The organism is Micromonospora sp. CPM1, from assembly GCF_023896895.1.
GTDB lineage: Bacteria > Actinomycetota > Actinomycetes > Mycobacteriales > Micromonosporaceae > Micromonospora > Micromonospora tulbaghiae.
Genome location: NZ_JAMHIU010000049.1, coordinates 1 through 15,966 on the forward strand (window position 1 = coordinate 1; position 15,966 = coordinate 15,966).

General features: G+C 70.7%; 18 protein-coding genes and 1 pseudogene. 4 read left to right on the top strand and 15 right to left on the bottom strand.

What is annotated here, in order from left to right; translation table 11 throughout:
* The 3 genes from M8C11_RS29700 to M8C11_RS29710 all read left to right on the top strand — a co-directional run.
* The coding region (locus M8C11_RS29700) for an integrase core domain-containing protein (RefSeq protein ID WP_252454746.1) at positions 1-132 on the top strand (132 nt) is incomplete at its 5' end.
* 110 nt (positions 133-242) lie between these two features.
* Positions 243-1,475, top strand: coding sequence for a hypothetical protein (locus M8C11_RS29705; RefSeq protein ID WP_252454724.1), 1,233 nt, complete (start codon positions 243-245; stop codon positions 1,473-1,475).
* The gene (locus M8C11_RS29710; RefSeq protein WP_252454726.1) at positions 1,456-1,818 is read left to right on the top strand and encodes a hypothetical protein; all 363 of its coding nucleotides are present in this window, start codon (positions 1,456-1,458) and stop codon (positions 1,816-1,818) included. Before M8C11_RS29705 ends, M8C11_RS29710 begins: the two co-directional genes overlap by 20 nt.
* 63 nt (positions 1,819-1,881) lie before the next feature.
* Here M8C11_RS29710 and M8C11_RS29715 read toward each other — a convergent pair whose 3' ends face one another.
* The 14 genes and pseudogenes from M8C11_RS29715 to M8C11_RS29780 form a co-directional block, all read right to left on the bottom strand.
* Complete coding sequence (locus M8C11_RS29715) at positions 1,882-2,685, bottom strand: SGNH/GDSL hydrolase family protein (protein ID WP_120568793.1); 804 nt, start codon at positions 2,683-2,685, stop codon at positions 1,882-1,884.
* Between the two features lie 106 nt (positions 2,686-2,791).
* Positions 2,792-2,941, bottom strand: a complete 150-nt coding sequence (locus M8C11_RS29720) for a hypothetical protein (protein ID WP_252454728.1) — start codon at positions 2,939-2,941, stop codon at positions 2,792-2,794.
* A gap of 133 nt (positions 2,942-3,074) precedes the next feature.
* Positions 3,075-3,425 carry a DUF2203 domain-containing protein gene (locus M8C11_RS29725; RefSeq protein ID WP_036342567.1) on the bottom strand — a complete coding sequence of 117 codons (351 nt, stop codon included), beginning with the start codon at positions 3,423-3,425 and terminating at the stop codon, positions 3,075-3,077.
* Between the two features lie 158 nt (positions 3,426-3,583).
* Positions 3,584-4,369, bottom strand: a complete 786-nt coding sequence (locus tag M8C11_RS29730; RefSeq protein WP_252454730.1) for a maleylpyruvate isomerase family mycothiol-dependent enzyme — start codon at positions 4,367-4,369, stop codon at positions 3,584-3,586.
* 55 nt (positions 4,370-4,424) lie between these two features.
* Positions 4,425-6,065, bottom strand: coding sequence for an ammonium transporter (locus tag M8C11_RS29735; RefSeq protein ID WP_252454732.1), 1,641 nt, complete (start codon positions 6,063-6,065; stop codon positions 4,425-4,427).
* Entirely contained in the window at positions 6,043-7,113 is a 1,071-nt protein-coding gene (gene yut, locus M8C11_RS29740; RefSeq protein WP_252454734.1) for an urea transporter, read from the bottom strand. The genes M8C11_RS29735 and yut overlap by 23 nt, the downstream gene beginning before the upstream one ends.
* A gap of 16 nt (positions 7,114-7,129) precedes the next feature.
* On the bottom strand, positions 7,130-8,047 hold the full coding sequence (locus tag M8C11_RS29745) for an urease accessory protein UreD (RefSeq protein WP_252454736.1): 918 nt from the start codon (positions 8,045-8,047) through the stop codon (positions 7,130-7,132).
* Positions 8,044-8,673 carry an urease accessory protein UreG gene (ureG, locus tag M8C11_RS29750; RefSeq protein ID WP_013287653.1) on the bottom strand — a complete coding sequence of 210 codons (630 nt, stop codon included), beginning with the start codon at positions 8,671-8,673 and terminating at the stop codon, positions 8,044-8,046. Before ureG ends, M8C11_RS29745 begins: the two co-directional genes overlap by 4 nt.
* Positions 8,674-8,707: 34 nt before the next feature.
* Positions 8,708-9,385, bottom strand: a complete 678-nt coding sequence (locus M8C11_RS29755; protein WP_244933245.1) for an urease accessory protein UreF — start codon at positions 9,383-9,385, stop codon at positions 8,708-8,710.
* Between the two features lie 19 nt (positions 9,386-9,404).
* Positions 9,405-9,968, bottom strand: coding sequence for an urease accessory protein UreE (ureE, locus tag M8C11_RS29760; RefSeq protein WP_013475749.1), 564 nt, complete (start codon positions 9,966-9,968; stop codon positions 9,405-9,407).
* Positions 9,969-10,027: 59 nt separating this feature from the next.
* On the bottom strand, positions 10,028-11,746 hold the full coding sequence (locus M8C11_RS29765; RefSeq protein WP_091420933.1) for an urease subunit alpha: 1,719 nt from the start codon (positions 11,744-11,746) through the stop codon (positions 10,028-10,030).
* A gap of 221 nt (positions 11,747-11,967) precedes the next feature.
* A pseudogene (locus tag M8C11_RS29770) lies at positions 11,968-12,303 on the bottom strand (urease subunit beta); the annotation flags it as partial.
* A gap of 43 nt (positions 12,304-12,346) precedes the next feature.
* Entirely contained in the window at positions 12,347-12,649 is a 303-nt protein-coding gene (locus tag M8C11_RS29775) for an urease subunit gamma (RefSeq protein WP_013287657.1), read from the bottom strand.
* Positions 12,650-12,729: 80 nt separating this feature from the next.
* Positions 12,730-14,145 carry a sugar porter family MFS transporter gene (locus M8C11_RS29780; RefSeq protein WP_252454740.1) on the bottom strand — a complete coding sequence of 472 codons (1,416 nt, stop codon included), beginning with the start codon at positions 14,143-14,145 and terminating at the stop codon, positions 12,730-12,732.
* A 141-nt stretch (positions 14,146-14,286) separates the two neighbouring features.
* On the opposite strand from M8C11_RS29780, the gene M8C11_RS29785 reads away from it, so the two are divergent.
* Positions 14,287-15,015, top strand: coding sequence for a DUF1275 family protein (locus M8C11_RS29785; protein WP_252454742.1), 729 nt, complete (start codon positions 14,287-14,289; stop codon positions 15,013-15,015).
* Between the two features lie 3 nt (positions 15,016-15,018).
* On the opposite strand, the gene proC is transcribed toward M8C11_RS29785, so the two are convergent.
* Entirely contained in the window at positions 15,019-15,837 is an 819-nt protein-coding gene (gene proC / locus M8C11_RS29790) for a pyrroline-5-carboxylate reductase (protein WP_252454744.1), read from the bottom strand.
* Between the last annotated feature and the right edge of the window lie 129 nt (positions 15,838-15,966).

Sequence of the window (15,966 nt, forward strand, 5' to 3'; positions counted from 1 at the left end):
ACCAGCAACCAGCAACGCGCTGACGCTCTACCCGCCTGGTTGCACACCTACAACCACCACCGCAACCACACCTCACTCGGCGGCAAACCACCCATCAGCCGCGTCAACAACGCTGCTGGGCATTACAACTAGCGGCGCTGGTATGGACGATCGGCCCACCGCTGCTGGTCCTGCTCGGCCTGTCCAGCGGCACTCCGCCGGACACGTCGGCGCCGTCGGAGCTCACCACGTCGTACTGGCCCGTGCTCTGGTGGCTGATCGGGCTCGGCCTGAGCGTCCTGGCCGTCGTCGCCCTCGCCCGCGCGACCGTCCTGCGGATCTTCACTCGCGACCTGGCACCCGGCGCACGTCACGAACCGCCCGAGGTGACCAACCCGGCGATCCTCCGCCGGATGAAGACCGTCGCGATCGCACAGCACGGCAACGTCGTCCTCCACTCAGGCTACGACCCGTTCCTCGGCAGTGGCCATGTGGTCCGCGCCTGGTCGGTGGCGATGGAGCTGAAGCGGGACCGAGGGCCCGACGGGCACCGGCCGACCGTCACCGGCCCTGTCGCCGTGGACCCGGTGGCGCTGAACCGGCACGTCAAACGACGCCTGGCGGCGCTCGGCTCGGTGGAGTTGCCGGCGCACGAACGCATGACCGGCCTCGTGCTGCGGGACCAGGTTGTGGCCTCGGGCGCGCAGTGGCGGAACTATCCCCTCATCGACGCGGGAGGCCGGCAGCCCTTCTCGCATGCCTCGCCACAGGCAGTCGAGGCGATCATCCGTGCGCCGCAGCCGAGCGTTCGCCACTTCCTGCGGGCGAGCGTCGGCGCCGACATCCGTGAGGCGACCGGGAACGCCGGAGACGTCATCATGCCGGCCGAGTACCAGAACGTCGTGGTCTCGACCTTCACACACATTGCGGTCGAGGGCGGCATGCTCTACGTGGAGAGCGTCTCGACGGTCCTCGGGCCGATCCGGGAGAAGTTCCTCGACCTGGATCAGCACGTCGCGAGCGACGGCACCTGGTGGGAGCCGTTCCGCGAGGCCCTGCGACTGTTCGGCGCCGCCATCCTGACCGCCCCGGTGCGGCTGGTGCGCACCGTCGTCCGCGCCATCGGCGCCAACCGCCGGATGACCCGGGCGGACCGGGAGACCGAACAGCTTCCCCGGTACGACTTCGGCGCCCGGGCCGAGGTCCGGCAGCTCGCCTCCGCCAGCCGGCCGGTGACCTATCTGCAACGGCTGGACGCGGAGAAGTACAGCAAGCTGATGGAGCGGAGGGTCAGCGAGGCAGTGCTCGGCTACCTGGCCGACCAGGGCATCGACACCTCCGAGTACGAGGCCCGGATGAACGTCTTCAACAACCACGGCGTCTTCATCCGCGGCGACAACCACGGGCCCGCAGCCGCCGGGCCTGGAGCCACAGCGCTGCTGGACAACGGCGGCGGCAAGCGAAAGGCGAAGAGCAATGACGCAGGAGGACGGTAACCGCGGCGTGATCATCCATGGATCGTCCACCGGGCCGGTGGCGGCCGGGGAGAACGCCACCGCGAATCAGATCAACCAGACCGATGATGCCTCGCTGCCGACGATCCTGAAGGAGTTGCGGAGAACCCGGCGGTTGATCGAGGAGAACCGGTCCCAGCTGAACGAACCGGAGCTGGCACTGGAGGAGGTCGACGACATCGCGGACCTGATCCGGCAGGACCAGCCGGACCGTAAGCGGATCATCGCCAAGGTGGACCGGCTGGTCAACCGCCTCAGTGCCATCGGCGGCATCGCCGGGGGCACCTGGGGTCTGAGCCAGTTGATCACGCAGTTCCTTCGCTGACAGTCCGGCGCCCGGCTGTGCTCCGGCCTCACTGAGGACAAAGCACAGCCGGGCGGACCGGGGTCAGCCGGCGGCGGCCCGGAAGACCGGGTAGTAGCCGCCGGACTGCCCGGCCGCCGTCGGGTGGTACGACTTGCTCAGGCTCAGCACGTTGAGCGCGTGCAGCCACTTGGTCCCGTAGCTGCACAGCTGGTGGCCGACGAAGATGGAGCGCACGTCGGCGAAGGTGAAGCCGGCCGAGACGGCGGCCGTGCGGGTGATGTCGTCGAGCAGGTTGATGCCCTCGTTGATCTTCGCCCGGGACGTCGCGCTGAGGCCGACGCAGGTGGTGCCGAGCTGGTAGAAGACCGGGTAGCCGACCACCACGACGCGGGCCGAGGGCGCCCGGCTCTTGATGCCGTTGTAGACGTTGGCGAGCCGGCCCGGCATCGAGGTGCGGGCCACGTTCATGGCGGACTGCACGGCCGCCACGCACTGGGTCTCCCCCTGGAGCACGCAGGTGCTCATGATGTTGGCGAAGCCGACGTCGTTGCCGCCCACCGTGACGCTGACCAGCGTCGTGGTGGAGGAGAGCGCGGAGAGCTGACTGTTGATGACGTCCGTGGTGGTCGCGCCGGAACAGGCGACCGACCGGTACGACGCGGGCTTGATGTTGGTGTTGTAGAGCGCCGGGTAGGCGTTCGTGCTGCGTAGACAGTTACCGCTCTCGGAGGTGTAGCTGTCGGCGCCGACGCCGGAGGCGTACGAGTCGCCGAGCGCGACGTAGCGGTCGGACGGGGCCGCCTGGGCGGGGGCGGCCAGAGACAGAGTGACCCCGACCGAGGCGGCCAGGGTCAGGGCGAGGGTGGCAAGACGGGATCTCCGCACGTCGCACTCCTGGGGGCGTGAAGTGGTGGTGAGAGATAGATATCAATAAGATCACAGCGCATGGAAGATCACCGATTTTCAGCCCGGCGCGCATAGCGACTTACGCCTACAAATCGTTGCCGGTTTCGCGGACCGGGATGAAGGATTGTTCCGCCGGGAACGTCAGGCGCATCGCCGGGTCGGCGGTCTCCCGGAAGCCCAGGGCACGGTAGAGCGGGCGACCGGCCGCCGAGGCCCGCAGGTCGACCCGGCGCACACCCCGGTCCCGGAACCAGGCCAGCAGGGCGGTCAGGCAGACCCGCTCATGCCGGCGAGCATCAGCCCGCGCAGCCGCACCAGCTCGTCGGCGTCGGACGGCACCGCCCGGCGCGCGTCACCCACGGGCCGGCTCAGACCGGACGGCGGCCGGCGAACCCGCACTCGACCCGGTGGTACCACCGGATGTCGGTGTCCCCCTCCAGCCAGCACCAGAGCACCGCCCGGCCGTCGCGCTCACCGGGGAAGTCGAGCAGCACCGGGGCGATCCCCTTGACCGCGATGTCGTGCTGGTGGAACTCGTCCACCACGAGATGCAGGCGCGCCTCCAACGCCTTCACCTCGGCGAGCCCGCCGAGCGCGCTGACGCCGTGATCGGCCAGATCGACCCGCAGCTCGGCCAGGTCGGCCCGCAGCCGGATCAGCTCGTCGACGCGCGGCCGCAGCGTGGCCACCAGGTGTCGCGCCTGGGCGAGAGTGAACACCGGGCCAGTATGCGGCACGACCCGTGTCGTCCGGGTCACCGCCCGGCCGCACGTCACGAGCGAGGGCGCGGATCTGACTGCCCGGGAGGGCCGGACCGATCTGCTGTCCTGCGGCGTGGCCACCGAGGGTTGCGTGCTGACATCAGCGGTGGACGCGGTCACACGGACGGGTCCCAGGCCGCGAGCTGGTCGAGGATGCGACGGTCGCCTTCGAACGTGAGGGAATCCAGCGGTATGCGGCCGTAGAAGAACAGGACCAGGTCACTGGCTGTGCCGCGGGCGGAGACGTCGGCCGTGTCCGGGGCCTCGCCGGCAGCGGGCGTGAGGTGGGCGACCTGCGCCCCGTCGGCGGACAGCCGGAGGCGCCAGGAGCGGCCCTCGGCGGCGTGGTAGTCGACGACGGCAGGCTGGTGCGGCCAGGCGACAGTCGTCGCGCAGAGGGTGAACTGACAGTCGTCGAAACCGTCGAGGGCGACCTCCTCCGGCAGCGGCTGCGGGCTGCCCAGCGTGAGCTGGGCGTCGTAGGTGTGCACCGCGATCTCGGGAACCTGTCGCCGCGCCCAGGCACCAGCGGTCTGCGGTGACGGCGAGTCGTCCCACCACGTCCAACAACCGCGATCCGGGCCGGCCTCACGCAGCGTGCTCGTCAGCTGCTCGACGGACTCGGTCCACCAGGCCAGCAGAGCCTCGCGTTCCCGGGGCGCACCCTCGCCGTCCTCCCAGGCCGACTTCTCCGGCGGCCCGTCCGCAGGTCCCGCGGCGACGATCGCGGCTGTCTTGCGGCGGCCTGTGCCCACGTGTCGGACGAGATCGAACAGCGTCCGCTCCGGATGGGTCGGCACCTTCATGTCGAGGCTGGGCGCCGCGGCGACAGCGGCGCGGAAAGCGGTCGACCGTTCGTCGATGAGCCGCAGATGATCGGAGAACGTCAACGTCTTGCGCACTTCGGCTTTCTACCAGTGCGCCCGGCGACCGGACAGCGGTTTTCGCAGCCGTCCGTCAGGACTGGACGCGTTCCGCCTCCTGCACGAACGTGTCGGCCCGGCGCGCGCCCATCCGGTCCAGCTCGTCCAGCACCGCCCCCACCCCGTCCGCGCCGACCAGCACCGTGACGCGCAACCGGGCTGCCAGTGGCTGGTCCTGCCAGTAACCACGCGGCAGCAGGCTCGCCTGCGGTGTCGTCGTCGCCACTGCGGCGTCGCTGACGATGACCGAGATCGCGCCCGCGCGCAGCAGCGCGTCGCGCAGGTCGGCGCTGTTGGCCGCCGGGTCCGGCTCCAGCAGCGCGGTGACCACCCGTACCCGCTGGCCGGGCGGCACGGACGGTTCGCCGGACGGCGCCGCGGCGGTACGGCGCCGGGGCGCGCCCGGCGCCGTCAGGCTGGTCACGCCGCCCAGGTGGTACGCGTCGGCGCCCTGTTGCGCCTGGTCCAGGCGCTCCTGGTCGGCCGGCGGCACGCGCAGGCCGATGAGCGCCTGGACCCCGGCGGCGATCAGCCAGGTCAGGACGAAGGAGAACGCGACCACGCTCACCACGCCGACGAGCTGGCGCCACAGCAGGCCGCCTCCGCCGCCGAGGAACAGCCCGTCGGCGCCGAGCGGGTTGACCCCGCGGTTGCCGAACAGGCCGAGCAGGAGCGTGCCGAGCATGCCGCCGACGAAGTGCACGGCGAGCACGTCGAGCGCGTCGTCGAGGCGCAGCAGGTACTTCAGTTTCAGCGCGAAGTGGCAGACCAGGCCGGCCAGCGCGCCGATCGCGACGGCCGAGGCCGCGTTGACGTACCCGGCGGTCGGGGTGACAGTGGCCAGGCCCGCGACCGCGCCGGAGACCGCGCCCACGACGGTGCTGTGTCCGTCGGTGACGCGTTCCAGCGCCAGCCAGACGAGCATCGCCGCGGCGGCGGCGAGGTGCGTGTTGAGGACGGCCTGCGCGGCCAGGCCGTTGGCCTGGAGGCCGTCGCCGCCGTTGAAGCCGAACCAGCCGAACCAGAGGATGCCGGCGCCGACGATGGTCAGCGGGATCGAGTTCGGTGGCGCGGCGGTGTGCGGCCAGTTCCGGCGGCGGCCGACGACGAGCAGCACGGCGAGGACGGCGGCGCCGGCGCTGGCGTGCACGACCAGGCCGCCGGCCCAGTCCTGGGTGCCGAACTTCGCCAGCCATCCGCCGGGGTGCCAGAGCCAGTGCGCGATCGGCGCGTAGACCACTATCGACCAGACCGCGAGGAACAGCACCCAGCCGCCGAAGCGCAGCCGGCCCGCTGTGGCGCCGGTGACGAGCGCGGGTGTGATCACCGCGAACATCATCTGGAACAGCACGAACGCCAGCGTCGGGATGGTGATCCGGCCGTCGACCACGTGCAGGTTGGGTGCGGGCGGCACCTTCAGGTCGGTGAGCCCGAACAGTTCCAGGTTGCCGAACAGCCCGCTGCCGGCGTCGTCGCCGAAGGCGATGGTGTAGCCGACGAGCACCCAGGTCAGGCTGACCACGCCGAGCGCGATCATGTTCTGTTGCAGCATCGCCAGGACGTTGCGGGTGCGGACCATGCCGCCGTAGAACGCGGCGAGTCCCGGCGTCATGAACAGGACGAGGCCGGCGCAGACCAGCACCCAGGCGGTGTCACCCGCGTTCGGAGCGGACACGGTTTCCCTCCTTCTCTCGCAGGTGGACGGAGTCGCGGACGGTGTGCAGGACGCTGTCCTTGACCCGTTCGTGGTTGGGCACCGGCGCGAAGTGCCGGTCGGGCAGCAGCAACAGCCAGGTGGCGATGTTGAACGGGCCGGTCAGCACCGGGATGCCCAGCGGCGTGAGCATCGTGGTCAGCGCCATCTGCACGACCAGCGTCAGCGCGATCCCGAACAGCGTGTAGACGGTGACCAGCGCGCCGGGGCGGTGCGCGACAGCGCCCACCACGATCGCGGTCAGCACCGCGTTGAAGGCGAACAGCCCCTTGTCCAGCGATGCGCCGTCGGCGCCGAACCAGAGCGCCAGCAGTGTCGCGCCGACGGCGCCGATCACCGCGAACAGCGCCGACCACCGGGAGTTGATCAGCAGGGCGACGAGGATGAGCAGGCCGGTGACCCAGCTCTCGATCAGGTAGACCTGGGACACGCCCTTGAAGAACGTCGGAACGAGGCCCCAGTCGAACGTGCCGCCGGCCGGCGATCCCTCACCGGGGAACTTCGGCGTCAGCTTGGTGAGCACGGTGAACCTGTCGAACTGGTACGCCGCCATCAGCAGGAACCACGTCGTGAGCACGAACGGGAACGTGTAGGCGGTCAGGTTCCAGCGCTTGAAGACGGCGTTGAGGGCGAGCGTGACCACCACCGTGCCGATCGCGCCGAGCACGAGGTAGAGCCACATCAGCGGGCGCTGGTCGAGGAACGTGGGCACCGCGAGCCCGGTCAGCAGCGGGCTGAACCCGAACAGGCCCTTGCGCCAGCTCGACATGTCGACCCGCAGCGCCAGCGCGGTCGCGGTGCCCACGACCAGGCCGAGCACGCCGCCGCCGAACACCCGGGGCGTCCCGTTCTCGAACGCGCCCCAGGCGAGCGCGATCAGGATGAGCAGGCCGCTGAGCGGATTGTTCTGGAGCACCACCTGCGCGGCGCCGCGCAGGCAGGCGTCGACGAACCCGGCCGCCGGGTTCCGGTCGGCCAGGTGGCGCCAGCCACGTCCGATGTCGGCCATCTCGCTGTCCTCCTGGTCAACGCCAGCTGAAGACCGGCGGGAAGGTGCAGCCGGTCACCTCTTCCCGGGCGGCGACGCAGAACGCGCGTACCGCGGCGCGGACCGGTTCGGTCTCCTGCCCGAGCACCTTGAACACCAGGCCGGCGTCGTTCGGCAGCCGGCTCACCGCGGTGGCCAGCGGTGTCCGCTCGTCCCACACCGGTGTCGCGGTGCGTTCGAAGACCCTCGCCGCCCGGTCCGGGTCGGTGAGCAGCACGACGTTGCCGAAGACGTGGAAGCGGTCCATCATCCCGATCCGCGACACCGGGAAGCGGCCGGGAGTGATCACGAACTTCTCCACGAACAGCGGGCGTCCGTCGGGCCGCCCGGCGCGCAGCGTGGTGGAGAACAGGTCGTACGCGAAGATCTCGCCGTCGCGGTAGTACTTGCGGCCGGGCTGGAGCACCTCGGCGTACAGCATTGTCGCGGTCTCCGGCAGCCGGACCACGGTGTCGGAGACGAACCGGCTGCGCCGGAACGGGATCACCGGCTCGGGCAGGAACTCCAGGTAGGCGTCGTCGGCCAGGGTGAAGCTCTGGGTCTGGGTGCCGTAGTTGGCGTCCATCTCCTGGATCTTGGTGGCGGCCTGGGTGACCAGGTGCGCCTGTGCGCCGGGCCCGAGGTCGACGTCGATGCGCAGCCGGTCGCCCTGGAGCACGCCGCCGGAGGTGGTGAGGATCATGACGCAGGGCAGGCCCGGCATCTCCTCGTCCCAGTACAGCGCGCGCTGCACCAGCAACGGCGACTGCCGGTAGACGTCGCGCAGGATGGTCCGGTCCTCGCGCCGCTCGAACCCGAGCCGGAGAATGCCCACCTTGCCGTTCGCGGCGGCCGGCAGCTGCGCCGGCTGGTCCTGGTACGGCGCGAGTTCCCGGACGGAGTCCAGAGTGGTCATGCGAGCACTTCGGCGTCGAAGAGCGCGTTGCGGCGGACCAGGTCCACCAGGTCGTCGATGCCCTCGCCGGTCTTGCAGTTGGTGAACACGAACGGCTTGCCGCCGCGCATCAGCTCGGCGTCGCGGGCCATCACGTCCAGGTCGGCGTCGACGTACGGGGCCAGGTCGGTCTTGTTGATCACGAGGATGTCGGACTTGGAGATGCCCGGGCCGTTCTTGCGCGGGATCTTGTCGCCGGCCGCCACGTCGATCACGTAGATGAAGTAGTCGACCAGCGCGGGGCTGAAGGTGAGCGTGAGGTTGTCCCCGCCGCTCTCGATGAGCACGACGTCGCTGTCCGGGAACCGCGCCTCCATGTCCTCCACCGCGGCGAGGTTCATGCTGGGGTCCTCGCGTACCGCGGTGTGCGGGCAGGCGCCGGTCTCCACGCCGACGATGCGTTCCTCCACGAGCACACCGGTCAGGGCGCGGCGGACGTGCTTGGCGTCCTCGGTGGTGACCACGTCGTTGGTGATGACCAGGATGCGCAGGCCCTGCTCGACCAGGCGGGGCACGACGGCCTCGATGATGGCCGTCTTGCCGCTGCCCACCGGGCCGCCGACGCCGATCCGACTCGCTGATTTCATTTCGAAGAGCCCTTCAGGTGGTGAGCGGGAGCGCTCAGCTCATGAACATCCGTACGTGTGCGTGCTGGTGCGCGCCGGCCAGCACGTCGAGGTGCGGCGCGAAGCTCTGCATGTCGTCGAGCCCGGCGGTCCGCACCTCCTCGTAGTCCTCGCCGACCCGCTCGTTGACAGCGAAGAGGATCGACTGGGTGTCGAGGTGGTCCACCCGCATCAGCCGGACCGCCGCGCCGAGCACCATCGAGGCCGCGCCGTACTGGTGGGCGGCGAACGCGTCCGCCTCCCCCACGCCGAGTTCGGCGAAGAGCACGCCGAGCGCGACCGGGTAGGTGACCGGGACGCCGGCGCCGCTCTCCGCGACGCGCTTGCGCAGCAGGGACTCCCCCACCACCCGTTCGGCGGCCTCGGCCAGCTTGCGCCCCATACGGACCGTCATGGTCCGCGTCTCCTCATTGATCTTGCGCAGGTGTACGGCCTCGTCGGCCGCCCGGATCCGGTCGAGGTCGCCGGCGCGGGCGGCGCGGTGCGCCACGAGCAGCGCCACCCCGTCACCGGTGGCGGCGGCGCGGGTGACGGTACGCACGAACTCCTGCAACGTGGCCCGGTCGTGCACCGCGCCCTGCTCGACCGCCGTCTCCAGCCCGTTGGAGAAGGAGAAGGCGCCGACCGGGAAGACCGAGTCGCCGAACTGGAGCAGCTTCAGGGCCTCGGTCACCGTGGACACCCGGCCCCCCTCAATTCAGGTCGGCGGGCAGGTGCGTGTGCGGGGTCGAGTCGGCCCCGCCGAACAGGCGCCGCGACTCGTGCGGGGCCAGGTACGCGATGATCTCGGTGCCGGGGATGAACTCGTGGGTGAGACCGGTGAACGCGTGCGTGCGCATCACCGAGTCCATCACCTTGCGGTCCACTGTGAGCGGGACGTACATCTTGGTGCCCTTCACGACCGCCGGCCAGTGCTGGTTGCCGATCGCGTGGCCCAGTTCGACGGCCGAGCGGATCACCATGTCCAGCGACTCGCCGTGCAGCGTGTCGAGGTGCACCACCATCACCTCGCCGAGCGCGATCCGGGCCACCACGGCGGTCGCTGTGGCGTCGTCCCACGCGAGCACGTCGCCGTCGCGCAGCCGTACGCCGCGGGCCAGGGACAGCGCCAGTTCGGTGCCGAGGCTGGTGGTCCGGCGCAGCCGGCTCTTCTGCGCGTCCCACTGGTCGAGGACCAGGTCGTCGACCTTGGCCTCCCGGAGCCGCTCGGTCCAGGCCGGCTCGTTCACGTTGCCGAGTACCGTTTCGACGAGCATGTGTTCTCCTTTCACGCGACCCCGCCGCCGGCCCGGCCGGGAGCGGGCGCCGCGCCGGGTCAGCTGAAGAAGTAGAGCTGGCTGAGGGGGAGGTTCTTGGCCGCCGGCACTGTCGCGTGCACGCCGTCCATCTTCACGGCGAAGGTCTCCGGGTCGACCTCGAGCTTCGGCGTACGGTCGTTGCGCACCATGTCGCGCTTGGTCAGGTTGCGGCAGCCGTAGACCGGGATGACCTGCCGTTGCAGGCCCAGCTGCTCGGCCACGCCCGACTCGTGCGCGGCGCGGGACACGAACGTCACGCAGTTCTTGGCGACCTGCGAACCGGTGGCGCCGAACATGGGCCGGTAGTAGACCGGCTGCGGCGTGGGCAGCGACGCGTTCGGGTCACCCATGATCGACCAGGCGATCATGCCGCCCTTGAGCACCATCTTCGGCTTCGTGCCGAAGAACGCGGGCTCCCAGAGCACCAGGTCGGCGAGCTTGCCCGGGCTGACCGACCCGATGACGTGCGAGACGCCCTGGGTGATCGCCGGGTTGATGGTCATCTTGGCGACGTAGCGCAGGACGCGGAAGTTGTCGTTGGCGTCGGAGTCCTCGGCCAGCTTGCCGCGGACGTTCTTCATCTGCCCGGCGAGCTGGACGGTGCGCAGCCAGGTCTCGCCCACCCGGCCCATGGCCTGCGAGTCGCTCTGCATCATCGAGATGACGCCCTCGTCGAGGAGCACGTCCTCGGCGGCGATGGTCTCGGTGCGGATCCGGCTCTCCACGAAGGCGACGTCCGAGGGCACCTTCGGGTTGAAGTTGTGACAGACCATGATCATGTCGTACAGCTCGGACTGGCTGTTGATGCCGTACGGCACGGTGGGCGTGGTCGACGCGGGCAGGACGTTCATCTGGCCGGCGACCTTGATGATGTCCGGCGCGTGCCCGCCGCCGGCGCCCTCGGTGTGGAACGTGTGGATGGTCCGGCCCTCGAAGGCGGCGATGCTGTCCTCGATGTAGCCGCTCTCGTTGAGCGTGTCCGTGTGGATGCTGATCTGGACGTCGTACTCGTCGGCGACGGCCAGGCAGGACCGGATCACCGCGGGCGGCGCGCCCCAGTCCTCGTGGATCTTGAAACTGGGCACCCCGGCCATGATCTGCTCGACGAGCGGCGCCCGGCCGCTGCTGTTGCCCTTGCCCAGCAGGCCGATGTTGATCGGCAGGTCCTCGAAGGCCCGCATCATGTTCTGGATGTTCCAGGGGCCGGGCGTGATGGTGACGCCGTTGGTGCTGTCGGTGGGACCGGTGCCGCCGCCCCAGAGGGTGGTGACGCCGTTGCTGAGCGCGGCCCACACCTGCTGCGGCGTGACCAGGTGGACGTGCGCGTCGATGCCGCCGGCGGTCAGGATCAGGTGCTCACCGGAGATCGCGTCGGTGCCCGGACCGGTCACCAGGCCCGGGGTCACCCCGTCCATGATGTTGGGGTTGCCGGCCTTGCCGATCCCGGCGATCCGGCCGTCCTTGATCCCCACGTCCGCCTTGACCACGCCGAGCAGCGCGTCGACGATTGTCACGTTGGTGATCACCAGGTCCACCACGCCCTCGGCGCTGGTGGCCTGGCTGGCACTGCCCATGCCGTCGCGCAGGGTCTTGCCGCCGCCGTACATGACCTCGTCACCGAGGACCCGCAGGTCCTTCTCGATCTCGATGTAGAGGTCGGTGTCACCCAGCCGGATCTGGTCGCCCGTGGTCGGGCCGTACATTCCGGCGTATTCCTGCCGTGAGATCTGACTCATGCGTTATCGCTCCAGCTCTGGCGCGTCTGAGAGTGGCCGGGCTACTTGCCCTTGCCCTTGCCTTGGTCCTGACCCTTGTCCTGGTCCTGGTCCTGGTCCTGGCCCTTGCCCTTGCCCTGGTCCTGCTGCTGCGACGTGGTCTTGAAGCCGCGCGTCTGGGCCTGGTGGAGCGCCTCGGCCCGGTCCGGCCGGTAGCCGGGGATCGGCCCGTCCCCGGTCCAGCCCTGGACCAGGCCGTTGAAGCCGTACACCCGCTGGGAACCGCCGTACGGAACGAGCTGGACGGTCTTGCGGTCGCCGGGCTCGAACCGGATCGAGGTGGTGGCCGGGATGTTCAGCCGCTTGCCGAACGCCGCCGGGCGGTCGAACTCCAGGAAGCGGTTGGCCTCGAAGAAGTGGAAGTGGGAACCGACCTGGATGGGCCGGTCGCCGGTGTTGTGCACGACCACCTCGGTCACCGGCCGCCCGGCGTTGAGTTCCAGGGGTTGGTCGCTGAGCTTGTAGCCGCCGATGGGCCGAAGGTGCTTGGAGTTCGGTCCCGGGTGTTGCTTCGCCATGTCGCCCCCGCTCTGCCGGAGACCGTGGCCTCCGGTCGCTGCTCTACTGGATGGGTGAGTGGACGGTGATCAGCCGTGACCCGTCGGTGAAGACCGCTTCGACCTGGAGCATCGGGATCATGTCCGCCACGCCGGGGATCACGTCGTCCGCCGTGAGCACGTGGCTCGCGTCGTTCATGACCTCCTCGACGGTCTTGCCCTCGCGCGCGCCTTCGAGCGCCGCGGCGCAGATCACCGCCACCGCCTCGGGGTGGTTGAGCTTGACCCCGCGTGCCTTACGGGCGTTGGCCACCATCGCCAGCGAGTGAATCGTCAGCTTGTCGAATTCCTTCGGCGTGAGATGCACGTCGCGATCCCTTCACGTACTTTCGGCTATGTCGCCACATTAGGAGGGGTTTGCGAAGAAGGTAGGCTTTCAGCAAGATCTCAGGACTCGGCGTGCGCCCGCCTGCGCCGGTCGTAGCCGGCGACCCAGATCTGCTGGATCTGCTCCAGCGTCCGGCCCCTGGTCTCGGGCAGGTAGCGCCGGACGAACAGGAAGCCGAGCACGCACAGCGCGGCGAACAGCGCGAACACCCCCGACCGGCCGAGCGCGTCGAGCAGGCTCAGGAAGAACTGCGTGATCAGATACTCGGTGCCCCAGTGGGTCGCCGACGCGATCGCCACGCACCGGCCGCGGATCGGACCGGGATAGATCTCGTTGATCACGGTCCACGCGCCCGGGCCGATGGACACCGCGTAGAACGCGACGAAGAAGATCACGCCGGCCAGCAGGAACAGGCCCGAGGTGGTGATCCGGCCGTCGCCACGCCCGGCGCCCGTGCCAAGGAAGCTGACGCTGACCACGGCGAGCGAGACGGCCATCCCCGCCAGGCCGACCAGCAGCAGCGGCCGGCGGCCGACGCGGTCGAGCAGGCCCACCGCGACGAGCGCGAACGCCGCGTCCACCGCGCCGATCGCCCAGGTGGTCGCGGAGAGCTGCGCCTCGGGGGTACGGAATCCGGCCGCCGAGAAGATCGAGTCGGCGTAGTAGATGATGCCGTTGATCCCGGTCGTCTGCTGGAACAGCGCCAGCCCCACGCCCAGCGCGAGCGGACGCCGCCACTGCGGGGACAGCAGCTCCCGCCAGCTCGCCCTGCGACCGTGCAGACTCTCCTCGATCTCGTGCAGGCGCTGCCCCACCCGGTGCTCGGGAACGGTCCGGCACAGCGACTCCCGGGCGCGGCGCCGGTCGCCCCGCTTGAGGTACCAGACCGCCGAGTCGGGTACCACCACCGTCACCAGGATCAGCGCCACGCCCAGCACGACCGCGGCGCCGAGCAGGTACCGCCACGACTCGCCGCCGGTGAACAGCTCGTCCGCCAGGTAGCCGATGAAGATCGCGAAGGTGGTCGAGAACTGGTAGACCGCGAGCAGGCCGCCCCGGATCCGTTCCGGCGCCGCCTCGGCCGCGAACATCGGTCCGGCGACCGAGGCCACGCCGATGCCCACCCCGAGGAGCAGCCGCGCGCCGAGCAGGGCGCCGATGGCCGGGGCCGCCGCCTGCACGATCGTGCCGACGACGTACGCGCCGGCGGCGACCCACAGCGCGCCCCGCCGGCCGATCCGGTCGGCGAGGTGACCGCCGGCGAGCGCGCCGGCGAGCGCGCCGAGCGTCACCCAGCTCGCCGCCACCTCCACCTCGAAGGTGTCCACGTCGAACGTGTGCCGGATGTCGTGCAGCGCGCCGCTGATGACGCCCTGGTTGTAGCCGAAGAAGGCGCCGGAGAGCACGACGATCGCCAGGATCGCCACGAGGTTGTGGCGGGGCGGCCGGCCTGCCGCGCGTCCGCTCGCCGCCATGTCACCCCGTCCACCGGCGACCGCCCCACGAAACGGCCGAAAACCTATATATGCGACATATAGTAGGTTCGCCGCAGCGGTCCGACGGCGAAACTCCCGGACGCCGCCGGGGGGCCGCTGCTGCACACGGACGGGGGAAGGGTGAACCGGTCGGCGCCGTACGGCTCCGCGGACTCCTACCGCGAGTTCCGCCACCCGCTCGCGGCGCTCGTGCTCGCCGTCGTCACCGCCGGCGCGCTGGACGCCTTCGCGTTCCTGCGGTACGGCGCGTTCGTCGCCAACCAGTCCGGCAACGCCATCTTCCTCGGCATGGGACCGGCCGGCGGGCATCCCACGTGGCCGGTCTCGGCGGCCTCGATCGTCGCGTTCGCCACCGCCGCCGGACTGGTGAACCTGCTCCGCCGCCGCACCCGGCCGACGGCGGCGCCACTGGTGGACATCGCCGTCACCGAGGCCGCCATGGTCGTCTGGACGGTGCTCAACCTGGTGCTCGCGTACGGCCGGCACGGCATGGCCGCGCGTGTGCTGCTCGCCGCCGCCGGCGCGGTCGCCATGGGCAGCCTGACCACTGTGGCGACCCGTACCGCGGGCATCGCGACGCCGATCACCTACCAGTCGGACACCACGACGAAGACCGGTGAGCGGGCCGCCCGCTGGCTGTTCGGCCCCGCCGCCGGCCGGGGCCGGGCCCGGCGGGGCACCCTGCTCGGGCTGCTCGCCCTGGTCAGCTACAGCGTCGGCGGCGCGATCGGCACGCTCGCCCAGCACCGGCCCCGCTGGGTGCCGCTGTGGGGGACGATCGCGCTGGCCGTGCTGATCCTGCTGCTCCGCCGGCACCGGCGGCCGGAACCGGCGCCGCCTTCCGGCTGAGCGTCAGTCGGCCTGGGCGGCGAGTTCCCGGGCCCGGTCCCGGGCCGCCTCCAGCGCCGCCAGCATGGCCGCGCGTACGCCGTGGTTCTCCAGCTCGCGGATCGCGGAGATGGTGGTGCCGGCCGGCGAGGTGACCGCCTCGCGCAGCTTCACCGGGTGCTCGCCGGAGTCGCGCAGCATCACCGCCGAGCCGATCGCGGTCTGCACGATCAGCTCGTGCGCCACCTGACGCGGCAGGCCGAGCAGGATGCCCGCGTCGATCATCGCCTCGACCAGCAGGTAGAAGTAGGCCGGGCCGGAGCCGGAGAGCGCGGTGACCGCGTCCTGCTGCGACTCGGGCACCCGGACGGTCGAGCCGAGCGGGGAGAACATCTCCTCCGCCAGGGCCAGGTGCTCGCCGGTGGCGTGGGCGCCCGCCGAGATCGCACTCATCGCCTGGTCGACGAGCGCCGGGGTGTTCGTCATGACCCGGACCACCGGGGTGCCCTCGGGCAGCCGGCGGTTGAAGAACGCGGTCGGCAGACCGGCGCAGAGCGAGATGACCAGCTTGTCGGCCGGCACCTTCGGGCCGATCTCGTCCAGCAGCGCGGCGGCGTCCTGCGGCTTGACCGACACGGCCAGCACCTCGGCCTCGGTCACCGCGGTGAGGTTGTCCACCACCCGTACGCCGTAGCGGTCGGTCAGCTCCCGCGCCCGCGCCGGCCGCCGCGCGGTGGCGAGCAGCCGCTCCACCGGCCAGCCCGAACGCAGCAGCCCGGAGAGCATCAGCTCACCGATCTTGCCGGCGCCGATCACCGCGACCGTGTGCACCTGGCGTGCCATCAGCCGTACCCCTTCCCGGGTTCACGTGGGCAGGGCGTGGCGGGCCCGGGCGCCCGCCCCCCACCCCCCGGCGCCCGCGAAAAGCAGCCCAAGAAAACAACCGCCACGGCGGAACCCGACACCGGCACC

Coding starts and splice junctions, on each gene's coding strand:
- M8C11_RS29710 (WP_252454726.1), top strand. CDS start 1,456: ATGACGCAGGAGGACGGTAACCGCGGCGTGATCATCCATGGATCGTCC.
- ureG (WP_013287653.1), bottom strand. CDS start 8,673: ATGAAATCAGCGAGTCGGATCGGCGTCGGCGGCCCGGTGGGCAGCGGC.
- M8C11_RS29745 (WP_252454736.1), bottom strand. CDS start 8,047: ATGACCACTCTGGACTCCGTCCGGGAACTCGCGCCGTACCAGGACCAG.
- M8C11_RS29765 (WP_091420933.1), bottom strand. CDS start 11,746: ATGAGTCAGATCTCACGGCAGGAATACGCCGGAATGTACGGCCCGACC.
- proC (WP_252454744.1), bottom strand. CDS start 15,837: ATGGCACGCCAGGTGCACACGGTCGCGGTGATCGGCGCCGGCAAGATC.
- ureE (WP_013475749.1), bottom strand. CDS start 9,968: ATGCTCGTCGAAACGGTACTCGGCAACGTGAACGAGCCGGCCTGGACC.
- yut (WP_252454734.1), bottom strand. CDS start 7,113: ATGGCCGACATCGGACGTGGCTGGCGCCACCTGGCCGACCGGAACCCG.
- M8C11_RS29780 (WP_252454740.1), bottom strand. CDS start 14,145: ATGGCGGCGAGCGGACGCGCGGCAGGCCGGCCGCCCCGCCACAACCTC.